16 protein-coding genes are annotated in these 21,649 nt (G+C 42.6%); 3 read left to right on the top strand and 13 right to left on the bottom strand.

Going from position 1 to position 21,649, the window contains the following annotated elements:
- Window positions 1–15 precede the first annotated feature (15 nt).
- The 11 genes from ACE1CD_RS12165 to ACE1CD_RS12115 all read right to left on the bottom strand — a co-directional run bounded on the left by ACE1CD_RS12165 (window position 16) and on the right by ACE1CD_RS12115 (window position 13,949).
- Window positions 16–1,782, bottom strand: coding sequence for a hypothetical protein (locus ACE1CD_RS12165; protein ID WP_374824304.1), 1,767 nt, complete (start codon window positions 1,780–1,782; stop codon window positions 16–18).
- 90 nt (window positions 1,783–1,872) lie between these two features.
- Window positions 1,873–2,817 (bottom strand): lysylphosphatidylglycerol synthase transmembrane domain-containing protein, encoded by a 945-nt coding sequence (locus ACE1CD_RS12160; protein WP_374796214.1) that lies wholly within the window; start codon window positions 2,815–2,817, stop codon window positions 1,873–1,875.
- Between the two features lies 1 nt (window position 2,818).
- A complete protein-coding gene (locus ACE1CD_RS12155; RefSeq protein ID WP_374796215.1) occupies window positions 2,819–4,411 on the bottom strand; it encodes a hypothetical protein in 1,593 nt (530 codons plus the stop codon).
- Between the two features lie 50 nt (window positions 4,412–4,461).
- Window positions 4,462–5,436: a glycosyltransferase family 2 protein gene (locus tag ACE1CD_RS12150; RefSeq protein ID WP_374796216.1), complete on the bottom strand. Its 975-nt coding sequence runs from the start codon at window positions 5,434–5,436 to the stop codon at window positions 4,462–4,464.
- 32 nt (window positions 5,437–5,468) lie between these two features.
- Window positions 5,469–7,031, bottom strand: a complete 1,563-nt coding sequence (locus ACE1CD_RS12145; protein ID WP_374796217.1) for a glycosyltransferase family 39 protein — start codon at window positions 7,029–7,031, stop codon at window positions 5,469–5,471.
- 30 nt (window positions 7,032–7,061) lie between these two features.
- Entirely contained in the window at window positions 7,062–7,430 is a 369-nt protein-coding gene (locus ACE1CD_RS12140) for an EamA family transporter (RefSeq protein WP_374796218.1), read from the bottom strand.
- A gap of 162 nt (window positions 7,431–7,592) precedes the next feature.
- Window positions 7,593–9,281 carry a B12-binding domain-containing radical SAM protein gene (locus ACE1CD_RS12135; RefSeq protein ID WP_374824301.1) on the bottom strand — a complete coding sequence of 563 codons (1,689 nt, stop codon included), beginning with the start codon at window positions 9,279–9,281 and terminating at the stop codon, window positions 7,593–7,595.
- A gap of 8 nt (window positions 9,282–9,289) precedes the next feature.
- Window positions 9,290–10,561 carry a glycosyltransferase family 2 protein gene (locus ACE1CD_RS12130; protein WP_374824298.1) on the bottom strand — a complete coding sequence of 424 codons (1,272 nt, stop codon included), beginning with the start codon at window positions 10,559–10,561 and terminating at the stop codon, window positions 9,290–9,292.
- A 616-nt stretch (window positions 10,562–11,177) separates the two neighbouring features.
- A complete protein-coding gene (locus tag ACE1CD_RS12125) occupies window positions 11,178–11,909 on the bottom strand; it encodes an acyltransferase (RefSeq protein WP_374796221.1) in 732 nt (243 codons plus the stop codon).
- A gap of 225 nt (window positions 11,910–12,134) precedes the next feature.
- Complete coding sequence (locus tag ACE1CD_RS12120; RefSeq protein ID WP_374796222.1) at window positions 12,135–12,857, bottom strand: TVP38/TMEM64 family protein; 723 nt, start codon at window positions 12,855–12,857, stop codon at window positions 12,135–12,137.
- Between the two features lie 93 nt (window positions 12,858–12,950).
- Window positions 12,951–13,949 (bottom strand): glycosyltransferase family 2 protein, encoded by a 999-nt coding sequence (locus ACE1CD_RS12115; protein ID WP_374824295.1) that lies wholly within the window; start codon window positions 13,947–13,949, stop codon window positions 12,951–12,953.
- A gap of 320 nt (window positions 13,950–14,269) precedes the next feature.
- Here ACE1CD_RS12115 and ACE1CD_RS12110 point away from each other — a divergent pair, with 320 nt between their 5' ends.
- Genes ACE1CD_RS12110 through ACE1CD_RS12100 form a run of 3 tightly spaced genes read left to right on the top strand, consistent with a single transcriptional unit; the run spans window position 14,270 to window position 19,049 of the window.
- Window positions 14,270–16,042: a glycosyltransferase family 39 protein gene (locus tag ACE1CD_RS12110; RefSeq protein ID WP_374824292.1), complete on the top strand. Its 1,773-nt coding sequence runs from the start codon at window positions 14,270–14,272 to the stop codon at window positions 16,040–16,042.
- Complete coding sequence (locus ACE1CD_RS12105) at window positions 16,039–17,253, top strand: glycosyltransferase (protein WP_374824289.1); 1,215 nt, start codon at window positions 16,039–16,041, stop codon at window positions 17,251–17,253. Before ACE1CD_RS12110 ends, ACE1CD_RS12105 begins: the two co-directional genes overlap by 4 nt.
- A 44-nt stretch (window positions 17,254–17,297) precedes the next feature.
- The gene (locus ACE1CD_RS12100; protein WP_374824286.1) at window positions 17,298–19,049 is read left to right on the top strand and encodes a glycosyltransferase; all 1,752 of its coding nucleotides are present in this window, start codon (window positions 17,298–17,300) and stop codon (window positions 19,047–19,049) included.
- A 395-nt stretch (window positions 19,050–19,444) separates the two neighbouring features.
- Here the strand turns inward: ACE1CD_RS12100 and ACE1CD_RS12095 are convergent, their stop codons facing one another.
- On the bottom strand, window positions 19,445–20,410 hold the full coding sequence (locus tag ACE1CD_RS12095) for a DMT family transporter (RefSeq protein WP_374796229.1): 966 nt from the start codon (window positions 20,408–20,410) through the stop codon (window positions 19,445–19,447).
- A 577-nt stretch (window positions 20,411–20,987) separates the two neighbouring features.
- Window positions 20,988–21,596 (bottom strand): DUF3318 domain-containing protein, encoded by a 609-nt coding sequence (locus ACE1CD_RS12090; RefSeq protein ID WP_374824283.1) that lies wholly within the window; start codon window positions 21,594–21,596, stop codon window positions 20,988–20,990.
- Between the last annotated feature and the right edge of the window lie 53 nt (window positions 21,597–21,649).

Genomic DNA, 21,649 nt, shown 5'->3' with positions numbered 1-21,649 from the left:
CGATTTCTTAAATGGTTAAAATTTGTAGCCATTGGGTAAATCGGAAACTAATATTTTGGTTTTTTCTTGAGCAGATTTATAGACGGTTTTAAGATGAGGCTGAGATGATAGCTGTTTGATGGGTTGGGGAGAAAGCGCGGGACAAATTCCACGGCATTTCGGGTGACTGACTGCCCAAAATATTTTTACTGCTTTTTCAACGTAAGCTCGTTTCCAGAAATCGCTAACGGGTATAGTTCTCAATCCTTCGTGACCGTCATATACATAAAAAACGTAGTCTTGCACAAAAAATAGTGCTTCAGGATTTTCAGCTTGTAATTTTCTTAATGCTGTCGATGTATCGTCGTAAAGTGTAATTACTTTGTGACTGGGATATTGATAATCATATCTATACATTAAGTAACTGCCTAAAACTGTTTTTGCCAATTGAAATCGCTTCCCAGGCATGAAGAATGGTCTATATATTAGGTTATAAGCTAGAAAGATACTAATAAATATTAAAAATCCTGTTTTGATTAAGCGATCGGCATTTTTAGTTTGCTTAGTTGCGAGTTCGTAAGCGATAAATATAGTAGGCAGAAATACGGGAATGTAGTATCTAGCAGTACCGATAAAATCGTAATCCTGAGCAAAATTACTCGCTAATAAAAGAATTACCAGAGAAACTGGTACTAAAGATAGGGAAAGAGAAATATCTCTTTGTCTTTCTTCGAGGGAAGTTTCTGGATTTTTTATAAAAACTAGCCAAGGCAGTAAAAAAACAAGTATGAGACAAAAAGTGCCAAATATTAATATGATGGCAGAGTCGGATTTAAAGGAGTTAATTAGAGGTTCCAGAGGAAGTCCCGATAATTGCGAAATAGTCGATGCAGATTTTAATATGTTGATAATAGTAGTAGAAAGACCTGCAAAACTGCCCTTGAAATTGACAAATTCTGGTAATCCAGGGATAGTCGATAAATCGGTAGGATTATTATAGAGTGAAATTGTCGGTTTATTCGAGCCTGCCAATTTGTTGTAGATAGCTAGCGGTAGGATAAACAAGAGTGAGGAAGCTAGAAAAATAGAGTAAGTTTTGAGGAAAGCTAGTAGGCGGGGATAGTTAAGCAGGAGTAGGATAAAGAAAGCTGCGATCGCAATAAAAAGGCTTGAGTAACGAATAAAAACCAAAACACCGAAGATGAAGCCAGCAACAGCAACGTAGAACAAAGGTTTTTGATTGGCTGACTTGAAAAGCAAAAGCACTACGAAAGGTAATCCTGCCCACAAAAATAAATCTGTTCCATTCCATGCAGGCGTATAAAAAATTGGCAGTATAGCAGCAATAAAAAACTGAGCGGGAAGATTTTTTGAACCAATTTTGATAGGTTTTGAAAGGCAATTACTGCCGAGAATTCCCCAAGCAAACCATCCCAAAATAGTTGAGATGCCGTAAATAATTTTGAGCGATGTAGCGAGTGATATTCCTATAAAAAGTAAGCTAGCAACCAATAGGGAAAATCCAGGTGGCCACCAAGTTAAATATTGGGGAATTGGGCTTATGTTTAGATTAGAAGGAATTTGAACTGGGGCATAGGGAGGGGGGAAAAATGTACTGGTCAATCCTAATCCTTTGACTAGCCGATGTGCCGCCTCCAATTGTACAGCTTCATCCCAATTCATTTCGATGGGGGCTAAAATTCTGGCTAGAGTGACAAAAAATGCTGATATCAGAATTACGCCGAAGACTTTTGGATTGCCTTGGCTGACAGAATAAATTAATAATTTTAGTTTGTTCATCATAAATTATCACCTCTCTAAAAGTTTTTAGAAATGAATTATGATTGGGGAATCTTAGCTGCTTTGGCAAACGGAAAACATTGTTTTAATCTTTCATTTCTGGAAGTTGCGAACAGTTCCTATATATTGTCCGAGGAAGGGCAAGCCGCCGAGGGCTGGTAATAAGTAACGCGAAGTGCAAAGTACCCCCAATGCAGCCGCAGTAGGGGCATTAAAAAATGGTTTGTAAAACAGAATAAGCGCGGCGTCACGGGTGCCTACACCTGCAAATGTTAGCGGAAGCAGTCCTGCCAAAATTGCTAGGGGAGATAGGGCAAGATTTGCTAAAAAAGGAGTCCAAGCTTTCAGCGCGAGGATAAAAAACCAAATTTGCAACAGGTGCATAAACCAGATAAATACCGAAGTCGCAGTAATTTTAATCACTTGTGCTTTGTTACTCCAAAAATACTTGTACATTTCCCGCCAGGAATTTTGCAATTTTAATACTTTTTGCTTAATTTTTTTAGGTGTAATAAATTTGATAATGACAAAAAATATATTGGCAAATTTTGGCGAGCTAAGCAGGAGCAATCCAACGATTAATCCCAGTAATACGCTAACTGTCATCACCCAAAATAGCCAATCTTTTTGGGGATAAAGCATTAATCCGAATCCGCACCACATCAAGAGCGAAAGCATATCGCAAGCTTTTTCAAACACAACCAAAGATAAAGATAAAGATCCGCTTAGATGCCCCCGTTCTTTCATAAAATAAGCTTTAGCGATGTCGCCCATTTTTGAGGGTAGCACCATATTTAATACGCTAGCGGTGAGAATCAGACGATTAGCTTCCCCAAACCTCAGCTTTGCGCCGTGTGGCATTAGTTGTTGCAGCCGCCAAGCAGTAAGCATTGTCAGCGGTATTACCATGCCTAAGCTTATCGCCATCCAGGAGCGATCGCAATTTTGGAATACTTTTATCAACCCGTTAAAATCTATTTTCCAGTATATTACTGCTAATATTAGCAGGCTGACACCCAGAGAAATCAATCGTTTCATCTTAAAAATTTCGCTCCAATTTTAATTTTTTACCGGGAGCCATTTGCTTTATTTTTTCTGTGAGGTCAAGCCAGGGTTGTAATTGACCTATTTGAAAAGTACGGCTCATAACTACATAAATTGAGGTTTGGTCGCATCCAATACCTGCACTAACGACATTTTCCCAAGATTCCGCTTGCAGTTGGTCTATGACGCACCATCGATCGTTTTCCCAGCGCAGTTGGCGATGGAAATGAAAAGGTGCTTTTTTCTTACCTGTAATCAACATTTTTTGCAGAAATCTGCGAATCAAGTTGGGAAAGAAACGCCCAAAGCTAAGCATAACCACTCGCAGAAACAATAAATTTATTGTGGTCATCTGCTTCTGTTTAGCCCAACCGAGTTGACCTTGAATAGAAATTTCGTCTTCTGCTAGATGAACTCGATAATAACCGATGAGATGAGCGACAGCATTTTTGATGGTTTTACCTTCTCGTACTTGCAGGGAAAATTGGGTGTCGGAAGCTATAAGCTGATGACCGCGAAAGAGTTTGAATACTCCGCCTTTGTTGAGTGCCAAATAAAGTTCCGTGTCTTGGCGACGGTCAATCAAAATTTGTGCTTCTGGCAACCAAAGGCGACCGGTAGGTCGTGGGGGTAGTAGGGGCCGATCGACAACAAAATCTCGCCAAGCTAGTAAGTAATTCCATGTGTGATGACCGATGATGTGGTCATCAGAATAACATGGGCTTTTGCCATTAGCAATTCCCACGAGAAAAAGGTCATTAATATGCAAAGCTTTGGGCATCCATTTGCCGACTAACTCAAAACCGTGAGGGAAAAAATTGTAAGTGTTGCGGCTGGTATATTCACCACCAAAAGAACCATCGGGATGAATGAAATGTGCAGCTAATCCGACAGCTTTGCCGATCGCATCTTTTAGTCTGGTTGTTGGTGTTAACTCATAAATTCTCGCCAGACAGGAAATTGTGAGTGTGTGATAACCGGGATCGCAACCTTCATATTCCTGAAACCAACCTTCCGGGTTTTGCCAAGATAATACTGTTTCCAAGCGTTGCTCTTTAGCAGCATTCCATTTGGTAGTAGACAAGAGCCTGGAAACCAATTCTAAACACAATACAATTAAGGCTTGGTGATTGCTTAGGCGTCCGCTTTCATGGTGATGAGCCAGCCAATCACTTCGTTTTTCAAAGAAAGTTAGAATATCTGGGTTGTTTAATCTGAGTAAAGTGTAACTTTCCACGCAGGCGAGCAGCGAAAAAGCGGCTGCTCCGCCCGCTCTTTCGTAGGGAAAATAATCATCGCAAGAACCATCTTTGTGTGCGCTTTTGGCGGCGTAGAGAATACCAGCTTCTACCCATTCTCGGATAGCTGACTGGCGGTAAAATGGGTTGTTGGGCACGTTGGTATCGTAAGCTAAAGCCAGCGGCCAAACAAATTCTTGGGCCATTCCGCTAGGAAAATCAATGATTTTGTAGTGCCAAAAGTTACGATCGAAACAACCGTAAGTTGGGCTGTGGGGATTGCGATCGAGCAATGTTAATATTTTGGGAATTTGGGCGATCGCCAAGCCAGCAAATAAATCTCTACTCATGATTCCAGAGCGCTAAAAAAGCCAGATAGTCTCAAATATTAACAGATATTTCATCGGAACAAATCTGCTGTTCTTTTATTTTCAGAATCAAACTCAGCGCGACGCAACCTTAGCTGTATATCCTCAAGTATTTTGCGATTCACCGCCATTAAACTTGCCACCAAGCCAAACATCCACAATTGAAAGCCAATCAAAATTAGGATAGCCGCCAAAATTAGGCTAGGTACATGAGCCTTTTCAGTGCCGCTAAAGAACAGCCAAATCCAGCGCATTCCCAACAAAAAACCTAAGCTAAAAGGAAGACTCCCCAGGATAGTAAAAAACCGGAGAGGTTGATAGGTCATGAAAATTCGCAAAATTGTCAATATTGAGCGCTTGATGTAAGATGGAATGCTTTTCAGCAAACGCGAAGGTCGCAAGTATCCATTAGTTCGTATAGGTACAGAGGTAATCGCCATGCCATTTTGGCCAGCCTGAATAATCATTTCTAAAGTGTAGGTGTATTCATTAAATACATTCAAGTGCATGGCGGCATCGCGGCTGATGGCGCGAAAACCGCTTGGTGCATCTGGAATGTTAGTATTGCTGGCTATTCGTACAATCCAACTACCGATTTTTTGGAGAACTTTTTTGGTAGGGGAGAAGTGTTTAATATGTTTAATAGGTCTTTCCCCGATCACTATTTGCGCTTCACCCAGCAAGATTGGTTCTATCAATTTTGGTATATCAGCCGCACAATACTGATTATCTGCATCGGTATTGACAATGATATCCGCCCCAGCCTTGAGACTTGCTTCTATACCTGCCATGAAAGCTTTAGCCAGACCCTGATTACGATCCAAATTTACTATACGATCGACGCCATTTTGTCGGGCGACTTCAACAGTTCTGTCAGTACTGCCATCATTAATTATCAGCCATTCTATGCAGTCTATGTAAGGCAGCTTACGCGGCAGTTCGGAAAGTGTAATTGCTAGTGTTGATTCTTCGTTGTAACAGGGTATTTGGATAATGAGTTTTGTCATAATTATCGCCTCGTGATTTTTTTTTTGGATTTTTAAACTCGCCATAGCCAAACTTTTGTAGTGCCGCGATCGGCTGACTCCAACTGCCGATTTGGTATTTTTTTTATCTGCTCTAGTAATTTTCCGGAAGGATCGAACACGAACACATCGCTAAATCCATTGGGAATCTGAAGATTATTAAGATTTTCTTTTGACAATAATATTAGCTTTACTTTTGGCTCCAGCAAATAACTCAAAGCCAGTTCTCTACCTTCAATTTGCCGATCGCCATCGCTAATCAAAAGTGGGCGATCGGCTTGATTAATGATGTTAGCCAATCGCACATAGACAACAGCAGGGCCTTTGTTCCACCAAGTTACTGCTTGAGAATGGATTGCACAGGAGATAACTCCACAAGAAATGAGTGCGAGTGCGAAAACTTGCCACAGCCTATATTGCCATTTTTTCACAGTCAAAACTGTAATTTTACTAGCAATTAGAAAAGCAACAGCTAGTTCAATACCCAAATAGCAGGGAATCAGGTAGCGATCGATAGTCGATCTAATCCCTCCTTTAAGTAAATCAGGCAAAATTAGGGCTAGTTCTGTCACGCCAATCAATGTCACGATAAACAGCCATACCCGTAGGGGAGCATGACGAACGAGAAAATAAATTGCGTATATTATCGGTATTAAAACGATAATAGTCCACTCTGGACGTTCAAAATTAAAATCAAGGAAAACATGAATAAAATTCAAAGCCCACTTTTCGATCGTGACCGACAGACTGAGTTTTTGCTCTCTCCATTTTCCAATTTTGTGGGAATTAGTAATAATTAAAAAAATCCAAGGCGAGTAAACTATAACTGCTACCAAAGATGTCAGCAGATAAGCGATAATCGTCTTACTCAATCGAAATCTTTCGGTCGCAAATACGTAAACTCCATGACCGATCGCGACTAATGCAGTAAAGGGAAAAGTATACAGTCCCACTGCCAAAGCTGCTGCATAAGTACCCCAACTGAGCTTTGTTTTGAGGCGGATTGCTCGCAGCAAAGCAGCGCTGGATAGCAATATTGTCACCGTCCACAAACTATACAGCCGTGCTTCCTGTGCGTAAATTACATGGAATGGTGAAACAGTTAATAGTGCGATCGCTATCCATCCTACTAGGGACAACTCAAATAATTCTAAGCATAACCAATAGATAGAAGGAAAAGCTAACAAGCTAATCAGCGCAGATAAGCTTCTCATTGCAGTCGGTGAATGGTCAACCCATTGCATCCAAAATCGCGCCATTACGTAATAGAGCGGTGGACTTTGGGATTCTTCTACTGCTAAAGATTTTATTGTATCTATGACAGTTTTTTCCGAACTGGGATATTGATACTTCTGCAAGTCTTCGATGCCAATTACGCGGCCATCATAAACTTGGTCGAATAACTCTTTTTCAGTATATCCAGAAGTTCTTAATGAATTTGTAGCTTCATCGTCCCAATAAACTTTACGATCGATATTAATAAACCGAAAAAATATCCCCATTACCAACAACAAGGCTAGTAAAATTCCTATTTTTTTTTGATAGGTACCCCATTTTTTTACTAATTTAATTTTCATGTTTAGTTATTTTGCTTTCTTACTTAAAATTCATTTTTTCCAGATGACTAAAATAACGCCGCTGACAATTAAACCTAACCCAATTAAACGACTCAGCGGCACAGGTTCCCTAAAGAGGAAGCGACCGAGTAAAACGGAAAAAACGTAACTCAAGGCTACAGAAGGGCCAACAATGCTAAGTTCAATGCGAGTCAAAAGAAAGATGTAACCGAGTGTCCCCAATCCGTAGCAAATCAAGCCGCAGATCAATTCTGGAACAGTAATAATCTGCAAAATGTGTCTGACAAAATTGGTGCTGTTGACTTTGCCTAACTTTAATGCTCCTGTTTTCAGAAAAAATTGTCCTGTTGCGCCAAATAAAACTGTTGCCAGTAACAAACAAACTTCTTGCCAATTCATACCATCTGTGAGTAGAGGTTTTATCTTTTAGATTGAATAAATTCCGGATATGACAGAATTTATTCAATCCAAACCTTACAAGTTTATGGTCAAATGGTATCGCAAGTCCAGGCTGCGGATGAAAGGCGGCTACACAAATCTGTGTAGCGATTAGTTGACTATTTAAGCTTTTGATGCTCTGGCGATCGCAAAACGCTCTTTCGACTCTGACTCACTGGATGACCAGTTAAGATGCTGCAACCCTACGTTAATAGCTGAGCTAAGCGTTGATGTGTCCGACATCAGCATCTTCAAATAAGTCATAATCGGGCCGGGACGAAACGCCCATTCGCGGAAGGCACGTTTTTGCCAATATAATAAACGTTCGGCTGGCAAATCTGGATAATCTAAAACTGTGCCTTTGTCCATATCGACTTGTTCCCAGCGAGTTCCCGCACGGAACCAACCATTTTTGACTACTTCAAAGAAGAATGGTGTGCCGGGATAAGGAGCTGCAACGTGGAAGAGAGCGATATCCAGGGGCAGTTTCTTGGCAAATTCTATTGTTTCTCGGATTGTAGTTTCTGTTTCACCGGGCAAACCGATGATGAAATAACCCCAATTTTTGATACCCGCTTTCTTCGCCGCCCGCAAAGAATTCGCTGCTTTTTCTGGATAAACTCCCTTGCGGGCGTGTTTCAAAATTTGTTCGTTGCCGCTTTCGATTCCCCAAGAAATTAACCAGCAGCCAGCTTTCCCCATGAGCGCGAGCATTTCTTCGTCCACATAATCAACGCGGCTGTTGCAAGTCCATTTAATGTTGATTTTTTGCTCGATCATGAGCTGGCAAAGACCGACAACTTGGTCGCGATTGACTGTGAACAAGTCGGCATACATATGAATGTTGTTGATGCCCAAATTTTTGAGCTTCCACAACTCTTGCATGATGTTTTCTGGCGATCGCACTCTGGCGCTAAACTGATAGCTGACGTGCTTGATACAGTAGGTGCAAGCCGCCGGACAACCTCTGCTGGTAACAATAAACGTAAATGGCCCCTTGAGCAACGGCATTCGATATTTTTGCAAAGGCAACAGTTCGTGCATTGGCAAAGGCATATCGCTGAGATTGTGAATAAACGGTCGAGTTCCATTCATGACAATCTCGTCACCGCGCCGCCATACCAAACCTTTCACGCCGCTCAAATTAGCCGTACCATCTTCATTTAAACTCGGTTTGTAACTTGGGTCGTGGTCGGCGAAAAGCTTTTGGATATTTGCCGGACGTTTGTCAAATTTTCCTTCCAAACAATCCAGCAAATCGCGAATTGTTAAATCGGGTTCCCCCAATAAAATAAAATCCAAACTGGGATAAGGGCGCATCGTCTCGCGAGGGATAGGCGTGACGTGAGTACCGAAAGCAATTGTGTACGCACCGCGAGCTTTGGCGAGAAACACGCCGTACATATCGTTTTCCAGTGTCGGCGCTGTTACCTGGGTGAGATAGTAGCGGGGTTTGTGGCGATCGAGCAATGCGCTAAACTCAGACCAACTCATTCGCTCGGCGATCGCATCCACCACTTTAACTTTATAAGTAGGGTGCAACAAAGCTGCCATTTGCGCCAGCGATACTTGCGGCCAAATCATATTCTCCCGCGTGCGCCTACCGACTCGGTGCTGACTGCGAATCCAGATTCCGCCATCAGGCGACGGTGGATTGACCAACATAATGTCAACCGTTTCTACCGATTTAGAATCTTCTAGCAATCCTTGCCGCACAATTTCATCTGCATTCGGGAAATTTGCCCTTGGCACTTTGAGCGCAGCTCGGCTTCCCCGATTTTCTCTGATGGGGTCGAATGTTTCTTTTGCCATTTTTATCTTTAAACTGTTAAGCTAACTTCTGATGTTTGACTCAAATCCATATCTTTTTTGGTCAGCATTTCTCGCTGACTCAATTCTTCTAACACCCGCAAGATAACCCAATAAATTATTAGCTGCATTCCCGTCAAAATGAGCATGGCACTACCTAAAAGATAAAGCCACAGTCGAGCGATCGCCCAACCATTCACACCCAAAGCCAGACTAATTCCTCCTACGATTAACCCAGCCAACAAAGTAAACAATCCCATCCAGCCGAAATGATGTTCTAACGGCGGATTGAACAATGGACGCCCCAACAAACCTTGACGTATCGGTCGTTTGTAAAACAGCGATACCAGATAATTAAAAGTAATGCCCAAAGCGAATATATCTAGAGCGGTTACGCCAGCAACCAGCGCCACAAAAACAGCGGTAACTCCCCATGAATTCAACGTCGTAATTCCGCTCAGTCTGTGGGTGACCAGTCCCAACAAAATCGCTGCTGCCATTGCCATTCCAGCTAAGCCGATCGCACCCAGTATGCGAACGGGATTGTAGGTTAAAGCTGTCCATATAATCGATCGCAAGAAAATAGTGCCATCGCGGACAACGCTTAACTTGGAACGACCCAAACGTTCGTTATAAGGAATTGGTGCCTCTACCATTTTGATGCCTTCGTGAATTGCCCGGACGCTCATCACCGGTGTTAAATTCAACCCATCCGGTAGAGGGTAAATTCGCTCTAGCACCTCCCGTCTAAAGACCCGCATCCCGCTGGCGCTATCGGTAATTTTTTGATGACCGATCAAACTGAGGAGATTGGCAAAAAACAAATTTCCAATCCTCCGAGTTATCGGCATTTTACTTTTAGCACCCGCCATACGTGAACCAATTACCAAGTCTGCCCCATTTAAGGCTACCTGACATAATTGGGGAAAATATTCCGGTGGATAAGTACCATCCGCATCCAGAAATCCGATCAGTTCACCTCGCGCATGGAGAAACCCTGTTTTGAGCGCTGCACCGTATCCCTTATTGGTAACGTGACGGATCAGCCGCACTCCTTCTATGCTGCTGACGATTTGGGCTGTTCTGTCGTGGGAACCATCATCAACCACAAGCAATTCCAGCCGACTAATGCCAACTTTGGCCAGATCGTTTTCCACCCGTAAGACGCGATGGACGATATCCGCAATACCTTCTTCTTCGTTATAAGCAGGTATAACGACTGAAAGTGTTGTTGTCTTCTCCAAAAATGTTAAATTATGATTAATTTCTTTAAAAGTTTTCACCCTTACATTCTCCTCTGCTTACGAAAATTAAGTATTTAAAACCTATCGGCATAGCCAGCTACAGGCTTTTATGGCTGCTTATCCAGCCTTTTAGCCCTGACCATTTTTTTATTGAAAAGCTTCGCCACAGAATAAGTATGCAAAATCTCGGTTATGTAGGATTAGTACATACTTACGTGCTTGATTTGTTGTGTAATATCATAAACAAGTCGTGCAAAAACTACCATACATCAAGCTGCTACTTTACAGATTCTTTATATTAAATGCGTCATTTCCGATTCGGGAATAATGAAAGAGAGCTAAAAGCGTTACATAGCTTAAGTTTGGAGGCTATAACTCTGCCGAAATAGCTGGTTTGCAGCTCGAAGAAGCCAACGAAATCATCGGTATTCTAGGATTTGATAATTGAGAATATTATCAATAAGGTTTTGTATATTTTTATTAAGAAACAATCAAACCCTTAGCTGGCAATCATTTTTGCATTTAGGTATTTTTCGGGTAGATTGACATAATTTTAAAAATTGTGTGAAAAGACAATCTCAGCAACGGGTTTTTTAAGCATATTTACTTAGAGAAAGTGGCGATCGCACGCACGTTCAAAGGCAAAGGGACGTTCCTAGTAAATCACCCGATCGCGTCGATCGGGGTTATTTTTGTCGATCGTCTTAATTACACGAGCTGGAACACCCGCCACCACCGTATGCGGTGGTACATCTTTAGTCACAACAGCACCAGCAGCGACAACCGCACCCTTACCTACGCGAACGCCATCAGTAATTATCGCCCCAGCACCTAACCAAACGTCGTCTTCGATCGCGATCCCCTCAGCGGTGATACCTTGTTCGACAAAAGAGCGAGTCGGATCGTCAAAAACATGATTGACGGCGAGAATTTGAGTGAAAGGGGAAGTATAGACGCGATCGCCAATCTCCACCCCTCCTTGTCCCCGGATCGTCGTATATTCACCCACCAGGCTATTTTTGCCAATTTTGATACCAGCATTAGGCAAATCGCGAAAATTGTAAACGTGGAGAACCGCTCCGTGCATGACGATGGTATCGCGACCAATTTCGATGCCATTCGGACAAGCGTGTAAATAAACACCCTTATCTAAGTAAGCACCGTGACCGAGTTTGATGTTGTCAGCAAAACGCAAGCGTACTCCATCTTCGATCGCCGCAAAACCATCCATACGCAAAATCAAACGGTAAAGTACAGCGCGTACTGCTATACCCAGTATTGTCGGTATCCCACCTACCAAAAAATATAGTATCTGTTCGAGGATATACCTTCCCAATCCGGAAGCTTGACGACTAATATAAAGACGCAAACCATCAATAATAGACATAGAAATTGCGAATCTAAACAGATTTACACAAAATTGAATTTTAGAAAAATTTTACCGCAGATGGACGCAGATAAACGCAGATAAATTTAGATATTTATCGATTTTTCGCATAGCTTATTAGAGCCTATCCAAAAAACTTTTCTTTGACCAACTAAACAAATCAATACATCTGCGTTCATCTGCGTTCATCTGTTATCATCTGCGGTAAAAAAAAATCTCCAAACCCTACTTTTCAGATAAATTATTATCATCATCAATATCTGCCGAATCCAAGCGCTGCTGCTCAATATCCTGCAAAGCTTTTTGTGGGAAGGTACGGCGGCGTCGATACCAAGTCGCGCCGCCTACCAGCATCCCAGTTAAACACAACGCTCCCATCAAAGGAAAAACATCGCCAGTTCTGAGCGCTTGCAAACCAGAACTACCCAATAATACAAAAGGTAAAATTCCGGGTACTGTGCCGAGAATTGTACCCAAAAGGTAATCCCGAAAACTAATCGATGTCAATCCAGCTGCAAAATTGACTAAACCGTAAGGAATAATCGGTAGCAACCGAATGGCAAACATATAAAACAATCCCCCTTGCTGCATTTCAGCATCCATTGCTTGCCAGCGTCCTGCCAGCTTTTGGGCGACTAATTCTCGTCCGGCGGTGCGGGTAAAAGCAAAGGCTACTACGGCAGCAATTATGGCTGCAATACTCGTCCAAAGCGTACCGAGCCAAGGGCCAAAAATTGCACCACCTGTAAGATTGAGTGCAGTTGAAGGTAACACCAATACTGTTGCTACTGTATATAATCCGATATAAATAATCGGGGCCCAAATGCCAGCTTGCTTGAGCCAATCTTGTAGCTGATTTTGGTTGATGCCGCCCAGTAGGTAGACTGCTAATCCAGTGGCAACTAGGCAGACAAGAACGATCGCAAAAATACCGCTTTTAAATTTCAAGGCTGTTTTGATACTCCTGACCGAATGAACAAACAATTTTAGATTTTTATATACAATTCCCTAATTTTAATTAGGCCATCCCCAATCCCAATTCTAAAATTGATTCATTGTTTCGCGCCGATCGGTCACTACTGGCAGCACACTGCTTTGATCGAAGCCGTAACATTCGCGCACAAAATAAAGGGGACGACCTTTGACTTCCTCGTAGATCCGACCCAGATATTCACCCATAATACCCAGAGTCAGGAGTTGGATACCTCCTAAAAATAATACGGCTACCATTAAGGAAGCATAACCGGGCCAATCGATACCAAAGATTAAAGTGCGAATAATCAGAAAGCTGGCGTAAATAAATGAAATTAGGGATATACAAAAGCCTATGTAGCCCCATACTTTCAAGGGAACTAAGCTAAAGGAGGTAATTCCGTCGATCGCAAAGTTCCAAAGTCGCCAATAGTTCCATTTTGTCGTTCCTTTGTAACGTTGGGGGCGATCGAACATAACTGATGTTTGCTTAAAACCAACCCAAGCAAATAAACCTTTCATAAACCGCGTTCTTTCTGGCATTTGCTTGATGGCTTCTACGACACGCCGATCGAGTAAGCGAAAGTCGCCGGTATTGGAGGGAATGGGAACGCGACTCATGCGACCGATCGACCAGTAGAATGCTTTCGCGGTCAAGCGTTTCAGCCAACTTTCTCCCTGACGCGATCGCCTTGTTGCATAAACTACATCATAGCCTTCCCGCCACTTAGCAACCAGTTCCTCGATTAATTCTGGCGGATCTTGCAGATCGGCGTCGATCGGTACTACAGCAGATCCGGTGCTGTAGTCGATCCCGGCGGTGAGGGCGACTTCCTTGCCGAAGTTACGGGATAAATTGACTACTTTGATTGCTGGGTCAAGAAGATGATGCTCGATCAGACACTTCAGTGTGTTGTCTTTACTACCATCATTGACGCAAACGATCTCATAGCTGGTGTTCATCCCATCGAGTACCTTGTGCAGCCGTTCAAACAGGTAGTCGATATTGGGTTCCTCATTGTAAAGGGGAACTACTACAGAGATTTCTATAGGGTTTGAATAAACCATTGTCAAAAACCCACTTAGCTATATTTTGAAATAATTCTAGGTTAGTTGAAAAAGATACAGAAATTTGGCGCTGGGTAGAGCAATAGTAAATTTCTGGATATCACAAATTTATCCTATTTTTCACAAGTTATCTTTTTTTTTGGATAATCTTCACAACTTTACCGTTAAAATAACAGTTGTTTAACAGCCGAGTAAAGATAACCTCGTCAGGATAGCTTGATTTTGTATATCTTGCTAAAAATGCCAAAAGTAAGTGAAGATTATTTAAATATGTTAACTAAGCCGAGTTTAATGAAAATTACGGTATTGTGAGAAATTTTATGCCAAAAAACGGAAAAGAGGCAGGCAGCAACCCGATCGAAACCAACTTCTCAATTCCGATATCCGGAATACCGCTTTCCCTAGAAATACTATCGATCGCAGCCATAGCGATCGGCATTATGTTACGCTTGCTAAACCTGGGTAGCCGGGAATTTTGGTACGACGAAGTTCTATCGCTGGTCATCTCTACAGGTCAAAAGATTCACTACCAAACACCCCCCTCTGTACCTGTAGCTTTGAGCGACTATACACCATTGCTGAGTCTTCCCTCAGAAACAGGACTGGGCGATATCCTGCAAACGGTAAGAAACCTGTTAAAAGGAATACTGAGCGATCCTCATCCACCGCTTTCGTATCTGAGCCTTCATATTTGGTTGCGTCTGTTTGGCAATAGCGAAGCCGCTATGCGGAGTGTGATGGCATTGTTCAGCGTAGCAGCGATCGCCTGCGTTTACGGACTGGGAAAAACCTTACTGGGACATCGCGGCGGACTGCTTCTGGCAGCATTGTTGGCGACAAATCCTTTTTATTTATCTCATTCAGTAAATGCCAGGATGTACGCACCGCTGATTTTGTGGACAATCTTAAGCGGTTGGGCAATGTTGGAACTGATAACGCCAAATTCGCGCATAGATTCGCAACTTTCACCAGAAAATCAACCAAAAACCGCAAAAAAACGAATTTTGTGGAGTATAGTGCTGAGCGTTTCTGTAGCAGCTGGGATGCTAACCCAATACCTGTTTGCGTTTTGGTTGATGACACTGGGTATTTTTGTGCTGCTATTCGATCGCCGACAATGGTGGCAGCATGGATTGCGTCTGGGTGCAGGTGTGGCGCTGACCCTTCCGTGGGTGCTTTGGGGCACTAGGCAGCAGATCCGTAATGCCGCTTACGTAGTCGGTCAGGTGAGCAGTTCGACGAATGCCGCACTCAAACACTTACAGGATATTACTCAGACGCTGGGCGCTCACTTAATCTTGGGAGATTGGGTAACGAGTTTACCGGATGCGATCGCAATCATCGCCGGGTGCATTGCCATTGCGGTGCTGGCAGCTTGTACAATTAGCCTTTGGAGACACGCTCATCGCGAATTGACGATCGCGCTGGCACTGGGAATCTTACCTTTATCGATCGCTTTAACGGTAGATATCCTTACCAACAAATTTACGGTAGGCTTTGGTTGGGGTAGGGCAATGAGCTTTATTCTGCCGGGATGTCTGCTGTTACTGGCATTATGTCTGGAACGGAAACCGCCCGCAGTTGACCTGCAAACAAGCCAAGATCGGAAAAACGACTGGCGTAAAGCGGCAGCAGCTGGGCTGTTGCTGTTGTATCTTACGATTAGTATTGGCGATTTCAGTCTCAGACAGCGCTGGGTTTTCCATTCGATCGCCAACGTTATCGCCAGAGAAGCAACAACCCCCACCTTAATTGCCATTAACTCTAAAGCTTGGGGACACGTCCTGCGGTTAGCTTACTATATTCCCCCATCCTCACCCGTAATGCTTTTATCCGAAAACCCCGATCGGTTGGCAGATTCTCTAGAAAAAGTACTGACATCCGCAGAAGCTTCCCAATATCGTCGCCTCATCTGGTTAGATAGTGCTAATCCCGTATGGTCTCGTCTCAAAACAGAAGCTGAAAAGATCGCGGCAAAACAGCGCATTCAACAAATTTTGCAAAAGCAGTTTAAGTCGATCGAAACGCAGCAGCTAACGGGAACTATGAACATTGATGGGTTCACCCTCAACCTTTATAATCGTTTTTCATGAATTCCAGCCCAACTAACTCTCTTTTACCAGTACCATCCGGTTCTTTACAGATTACTGAATCTAAGTTTGCCGCAGCCAATGGAAACGGACATTACTTGAGCTTTTCCCTGGTGATTCCCACTTATAACGAGAGTAAAAATATCAAGGAAGTTATTCAGACCTTGAGTGGGTTGCTAGATAATTTTATTCCAGGTGACTACGAGCTAATCGTAGTAGATGATGATAGTCCCGATCGCACTTGGGAAGTTGCACAATCTCTCATCCCAGATTATCCCCAACTGCGGGTGATGCGCCGTCAGGAAGAACGGGGACTTTCCACCGCCGTGATTCGCGGTTGGCAAGTGGCAAGGGGTCAGATATTGGCAGTCATTGATGGCGACCTTCAGCACCCGCCGGAGGTGCTGTTAAAACTTTTGGCAGCAATTGAGGAAGGTGCGGACTTGGTAGTTGCCAGTCGCCATGTGGAAGGCGGCGGTGTCAGCGAGTGGAGTTTTGCGAGACGATTTTTATCGCGTGGGGCGCAGATGTTGGGGTTAATTTTGCTCCCGGAGGTGATCGGTCGAGTTTCCGATCCGATGAGCGGTTATTTTATGGTACGCCGTAGTGCGATCGCAGGGCGATCGTTCAATCCGCTGGGATACAAAATTTTGATTGAGGTACTCGGTCGCGGCAAAATCGGCCAAATTACCGAAGTGGGGTATGTGTTTCAAGAACGTCAGGAAGGCGAGAGCAAGGTAACTTGGAAACAATACGTGGAGTACCTGGGTCATCTACTGCGGTTGCGCTTCCACCTCTGGCCGATCGGTCGGTTCTTGCGGTTTGCTGTGGTAGGTTTGAGCGGGGTATTTGTAGATATGCTGGTGCTTTATTTACTTCACGACCCCAGTGCGCTCGGTTTGGGTTTAACTCGCAGTAAAATTATCTCTGCTGAAATCGCGATTATCAATAACTTTTTGTGGAACGATGCTTGGACTTTTGGCGATATGGCGAGTAAACAGCGAGGTTGGCGCAAGCGTTTGAAGCGGTTTCTCAAATTTAATATTGTTTGTTTGATGGGATTGATTTTAAATGTGCTGCTGTTGAATGTGTTGTATAACTTTTTGCATATTCACTATCAGTGGGCTAATTTAATTGCGATCGCAGCTGTGACTTTCTGGAATTTCTGGATTAATCTCAAGCTCAGCTGGCGCGTCACGGAAATTAAAAATTAAAATTGGGCCGACATAATATCTCTCCCTCACTCCCCTCCCACTTTATGCGTAACTCCAGTTTAATTCTGATCATATGGTTTGCGATCGGTACGTGGTTGCGCTTCACCAATTTGGAATTAAAATCGCCCTGGACGGATGAGTTTTCCACAATGGTGTTCAGTCTGGGGAATAGTTTTCGCAATGTCCCGCTAGATCGAGCGATCGCACTCGATCTTCTCATGTCGCCGCTTGTACCTACAGGTGCGGGTACGGGGGAAGTAGTTCAACACTTATTATCGGAAAGTAACCATCCTCCACTTTATTTTGTACTGGCGCACTTGTGGATGAAATTATTTCCGCACAATGACGGATTGATTTCTCTGTGGGTAGCGCGATCGCTTCCAGCTATACTGGGTGCAGCCTCTATTCCAGCTATGTACGCATGGGGATACATTGCAGCGCGATCGCGTTTGGTCGGTCATTTAGCCGCCGCAATGATGGCGGTGTCTCCCTACGGTATTTTTTTAGCACAAGAAGCCCGTCATTACACTTTAGCCATTCTGTTTGCGATCGCTTCTCTTGTCTGTCTACTAATTGCTGTCCGCCACATCGAAGCGCAGAAACCTCTATCTTTTTGGTTTTCGATAAGTTGGATTGCTATTAACAGTTTAGGAATGGCCAGCCATTATTTTTTCGCTTTTACTTTATTGGCAGAAGCATTAGTATTACTAGCATTTTTGCTGATTTATTGGCGAAGCGAACATCGAAAACACCAAAGCAGTATTTCGCTCAAAAATATCCCAAACACTAATTACGAAAATAAATCCGCAATCCCAAATCTCAAATCCCTAATTGCTGTCGCCATTGCAACATTATTGGGAGGATTGATTTGGTTACCTGTTTGGCAACACAACTATAACAGCGAACTCACAGAATGGATAAAAAATAGCGATCGCGTTGGATGGGAGTGGATAAATCCTATATTTCAATTACTTGCCGCCTGGATTACAATGCTATCTCTGCTACCCGTAGAAGTGACATCACTACCGATAGTAATAGCTTCCGGTTTGGTGATGATAATATTTTTTATTTGGGCAGTACCTATACTCATTCGAGGTATCAAAAAAACTTTGATAAAAGCGAGAGATCGCAAATATGTTTTGCTATTTGGAAGTTTTGTTATCACCAGCATAGTCTTATTTTTAATCGTTACCTACGTTTTTGGAATTGACCTCACTCGCGGTGCGAGATATAACTTTGTCTACTTTCCCGCTGTCATTCTTCTAGTAGGCGCAAGCCTAGCTGAAGAAGTCAAAAGTCAAAAGTTAAAAGTCAAAATAATCAATTTCAAAAGTTATTTTGAATTGGCGACTTTTCAGATTGCCATTATTTTGTTGATGGGATTCCTAAGTGCGCTGACAGTGACTTTCAATATGGGTTATCAAAAATATTATCGTCCAGATTTATTAGTGCCTGTCATTCAAGAATTTTCTCAATATCCAGTAACGATCGCCACTACTCACAAAACCCACGTACAAACTGGAGAAATGATGGGTTTAGGTTGGGAATTTAAACATTTGTCTGATTCCGCAATATCTAAAAAACCATTATTTATTTTAGCTCATCAAGATAAAGATAATTCAACTTTACCCACAAAAATATTGCAAAAAACGCTGAGTAAACTTCCCCGACCTTTAGATTTGTGGCTGGTGAATTTCCACGCGCCTCAAGATGTGAAAACGCAAAATTGTTTTGCTAGTTCGCAAACTTTGCCATTTGTGGATGGCTACGATTATCAATTGTATCGCTGCAATTGAAAAATCATACAGAAACTAGAGAACGTTCAATAATAGAAAAAATTTTATTGGTAAAATCATGTTTTATTATGGCCATAAAATAGTTCTCCTATGTCCATTTCGCGATTGGCGATCGTCTTTAAAACTATTTTTACGAATGTATGTTTTTTCAGGTGGGAGTAAAGATTCTCCATTTATTTCTTCCATACCTAGAACGCGACGAAGACCTATTTTGATATACTGTAACATTCATGTTTAAAAACCGCCTTTGACAGATGTCTAAGTCTTGTAGTTGTAGTAGTTTAGGTTGGGTTGAGAAACGAAACCCAACCTACAAATAAATTCCTAGAACGCCAGTCCAATAGTAGAATAAATTGACAAAAATAACGAAATATGTATTATGCACGAGGGAAGCATCAAGATTCTTCCTTCGTTTCTTTAACACCAGATTGACTGGACTGAGCTAAATATATACCAAATAAAACTACAGCAAATGTCATCCACCCAAACAAACTTACCTGTTCGGAAAAAATGAACCAAGCAAATATTGAGGCAAGGACTGGTTCTAGGAGAAGCGTGACAGCGACGACTCCTGATGATAATTTGCTGAGGCTATAAGCCAGAAGTCCTTGACCCAAGACTTGGCAAAACAAAGCTTGGAAAATGATGAAAAACCATCCCATTCCGGAATAGGGAAACAATCTATCTTCGGTGATTGGCAGAATAGGCAGGAGAAACATTGTGGTGATTCCGCAACGGCACAGCATTATGTTTGCCGTAGTAAATCTGTTTCGCAGTCTTTCTACCAGCATCAGATAGGTCGCGATAAAAATAGCAGTGAGAAATGCTAGCCCATCACCAAGTATTTGGTTACTGCCAAATTGTACCTTATTGACTTCAAAGGCGATCGCTCCCAGCATCGCCATAATCATACCAATAGCGAATCTATTATCAAAACGCCGACCTAATAAAAAATACCCAGCCAAGCCAACAAATAAGGGGTTTAAATTAGAAAGTAAAGTCACGTTGGCAATGCTAGTTTTAGTCACCGACCAAACCCACAGAATGAAGTAGGTAGCCCCCGAAGTTCCCATTACCAGCAATAGCCCCCATTCCCATCTGGTAAAAGGCTTCTTTTCTAAGGTTTGACGATCGGAATCTGAGCGGCGGAAAAATTCGATTGCAGTCAGCAAAGCAAAGATGATTGTGGCGATCCAATTCCGATGAAATGCTACGGCATTTGCACCTATTTCCCGTTCGCATAATTTGACTAGGCTTGGGGCTAAAGATATAGGAATTAAAGCAGCAAATAATGATGCTGTTCCGAGCAAAATTGCTGCTTTTGACAAAGGTTCTTCTAGCGATTTTATTTGCATTGTCATACTTTTAGTGATGGGAATGATTTTGCATATTGTAAATTTGTAGGCGCAAAGTTATTTCATAATATTTAATTATCTCTGAATAGTTAGGTTTACTATTATTCTTTCCTTGCTACATTAGTAAGAGAAATAAAAATGTTATTTATGTAACATTTACGTCCCAATTCCGAAAAAGCTATTTGTTTAAGTATCATTGCGCTACTACCAAGGATTTCCTCGTTTTTTTCAGTCAACTTATCTAAACTTGACTTATTCTATAATCCCATATTACCAACGACTTCACGCAATTTTTTTTGGCGAAGTAGGTTGGGCCAAAATTGGCTCTCCCGCAGGCAAGTACGTAGCACAATCCTAAAGCGCCAGTCCAGTAAAAGAGATTGACAAAAAGCCCTTTTTGTGCTGAGCTATAAAAAACGGCTCGCCGAACACTCAAGAGTTAAGCAATGGGTCTGCCAATCTGGAACTGGCTAGCACTTTATTTGATGTACAGCATTACAGTGGTTCCCGTTGTAATATTTTGACTTTTCTCTTTCTCTCCTACTTCTCCTCTTCTTTTTGACTATTGACTATTGACTTACCCCTATTCGCGTTTGATAGTTTCGGGGACACCCATTGGGGAAAGACCGGCGATCGCTCTCAGGTTTTGGCAGCGCAGCAATTCGATAAAATTTAAGTTGAAACGGCCTTCAATTTTAGCGACAGCTTCGATCGCAGATAACAAATTTTGCGCTGCTTCTACTTCGCTGTAACCTCGCCGTTGCGCTATTTTGAGTGCCGCTTCGTCAGCATCGAGTTGCGACTGAGAACTGCGAGTGTTGCGCCATATTTGGGTGGTAGCCAGCGCGGTGAGTCCACCAGCAACCAGCACACCCACTGCATCCCTCTGTACGAGTTCTGCCATTGCGCCCAAAAATCCAACTACAGCGACACCTTGGTAAATATCCGGCTTAAACCATTTGATGCCAGTTAACCAACTGACTGTCCGCAAAAGTATCATATCTCGCTGCGGCCTGGTTAGGCGACTCCACAGATCGAAATTAATCCAAATCGGTCTATCCCCAGACCAGGGTAGCGGAAATTGAGTTTCAATGACTTTCGGTTGCTCTGGTTTGCTGATAATTTTAGTCATCATGCGACCGGAAGCAGGCATTAAATCTAAAAGGCGGCGAATTTCAGTTGTAGGCTCCATATATTGATTTTAGATTTTAGATTTTAGATTTTAGATTTTAGATTTTAGATTTT

Source organism: Aerosakkonema sp. BLCC-F183 (genome assembly GCF_041929145.1).
Classification (GTDB): Bacteria; Cyanobacteriota; Cyanobacteriia; order Cyanobacteriales; family Aerosakkonemataceae; genus Aerosakkonema.
Note: the sequence above shows the minus strand (reverse complement) of the source record. Positions and strands in the feature narration are given on the sequence as shown.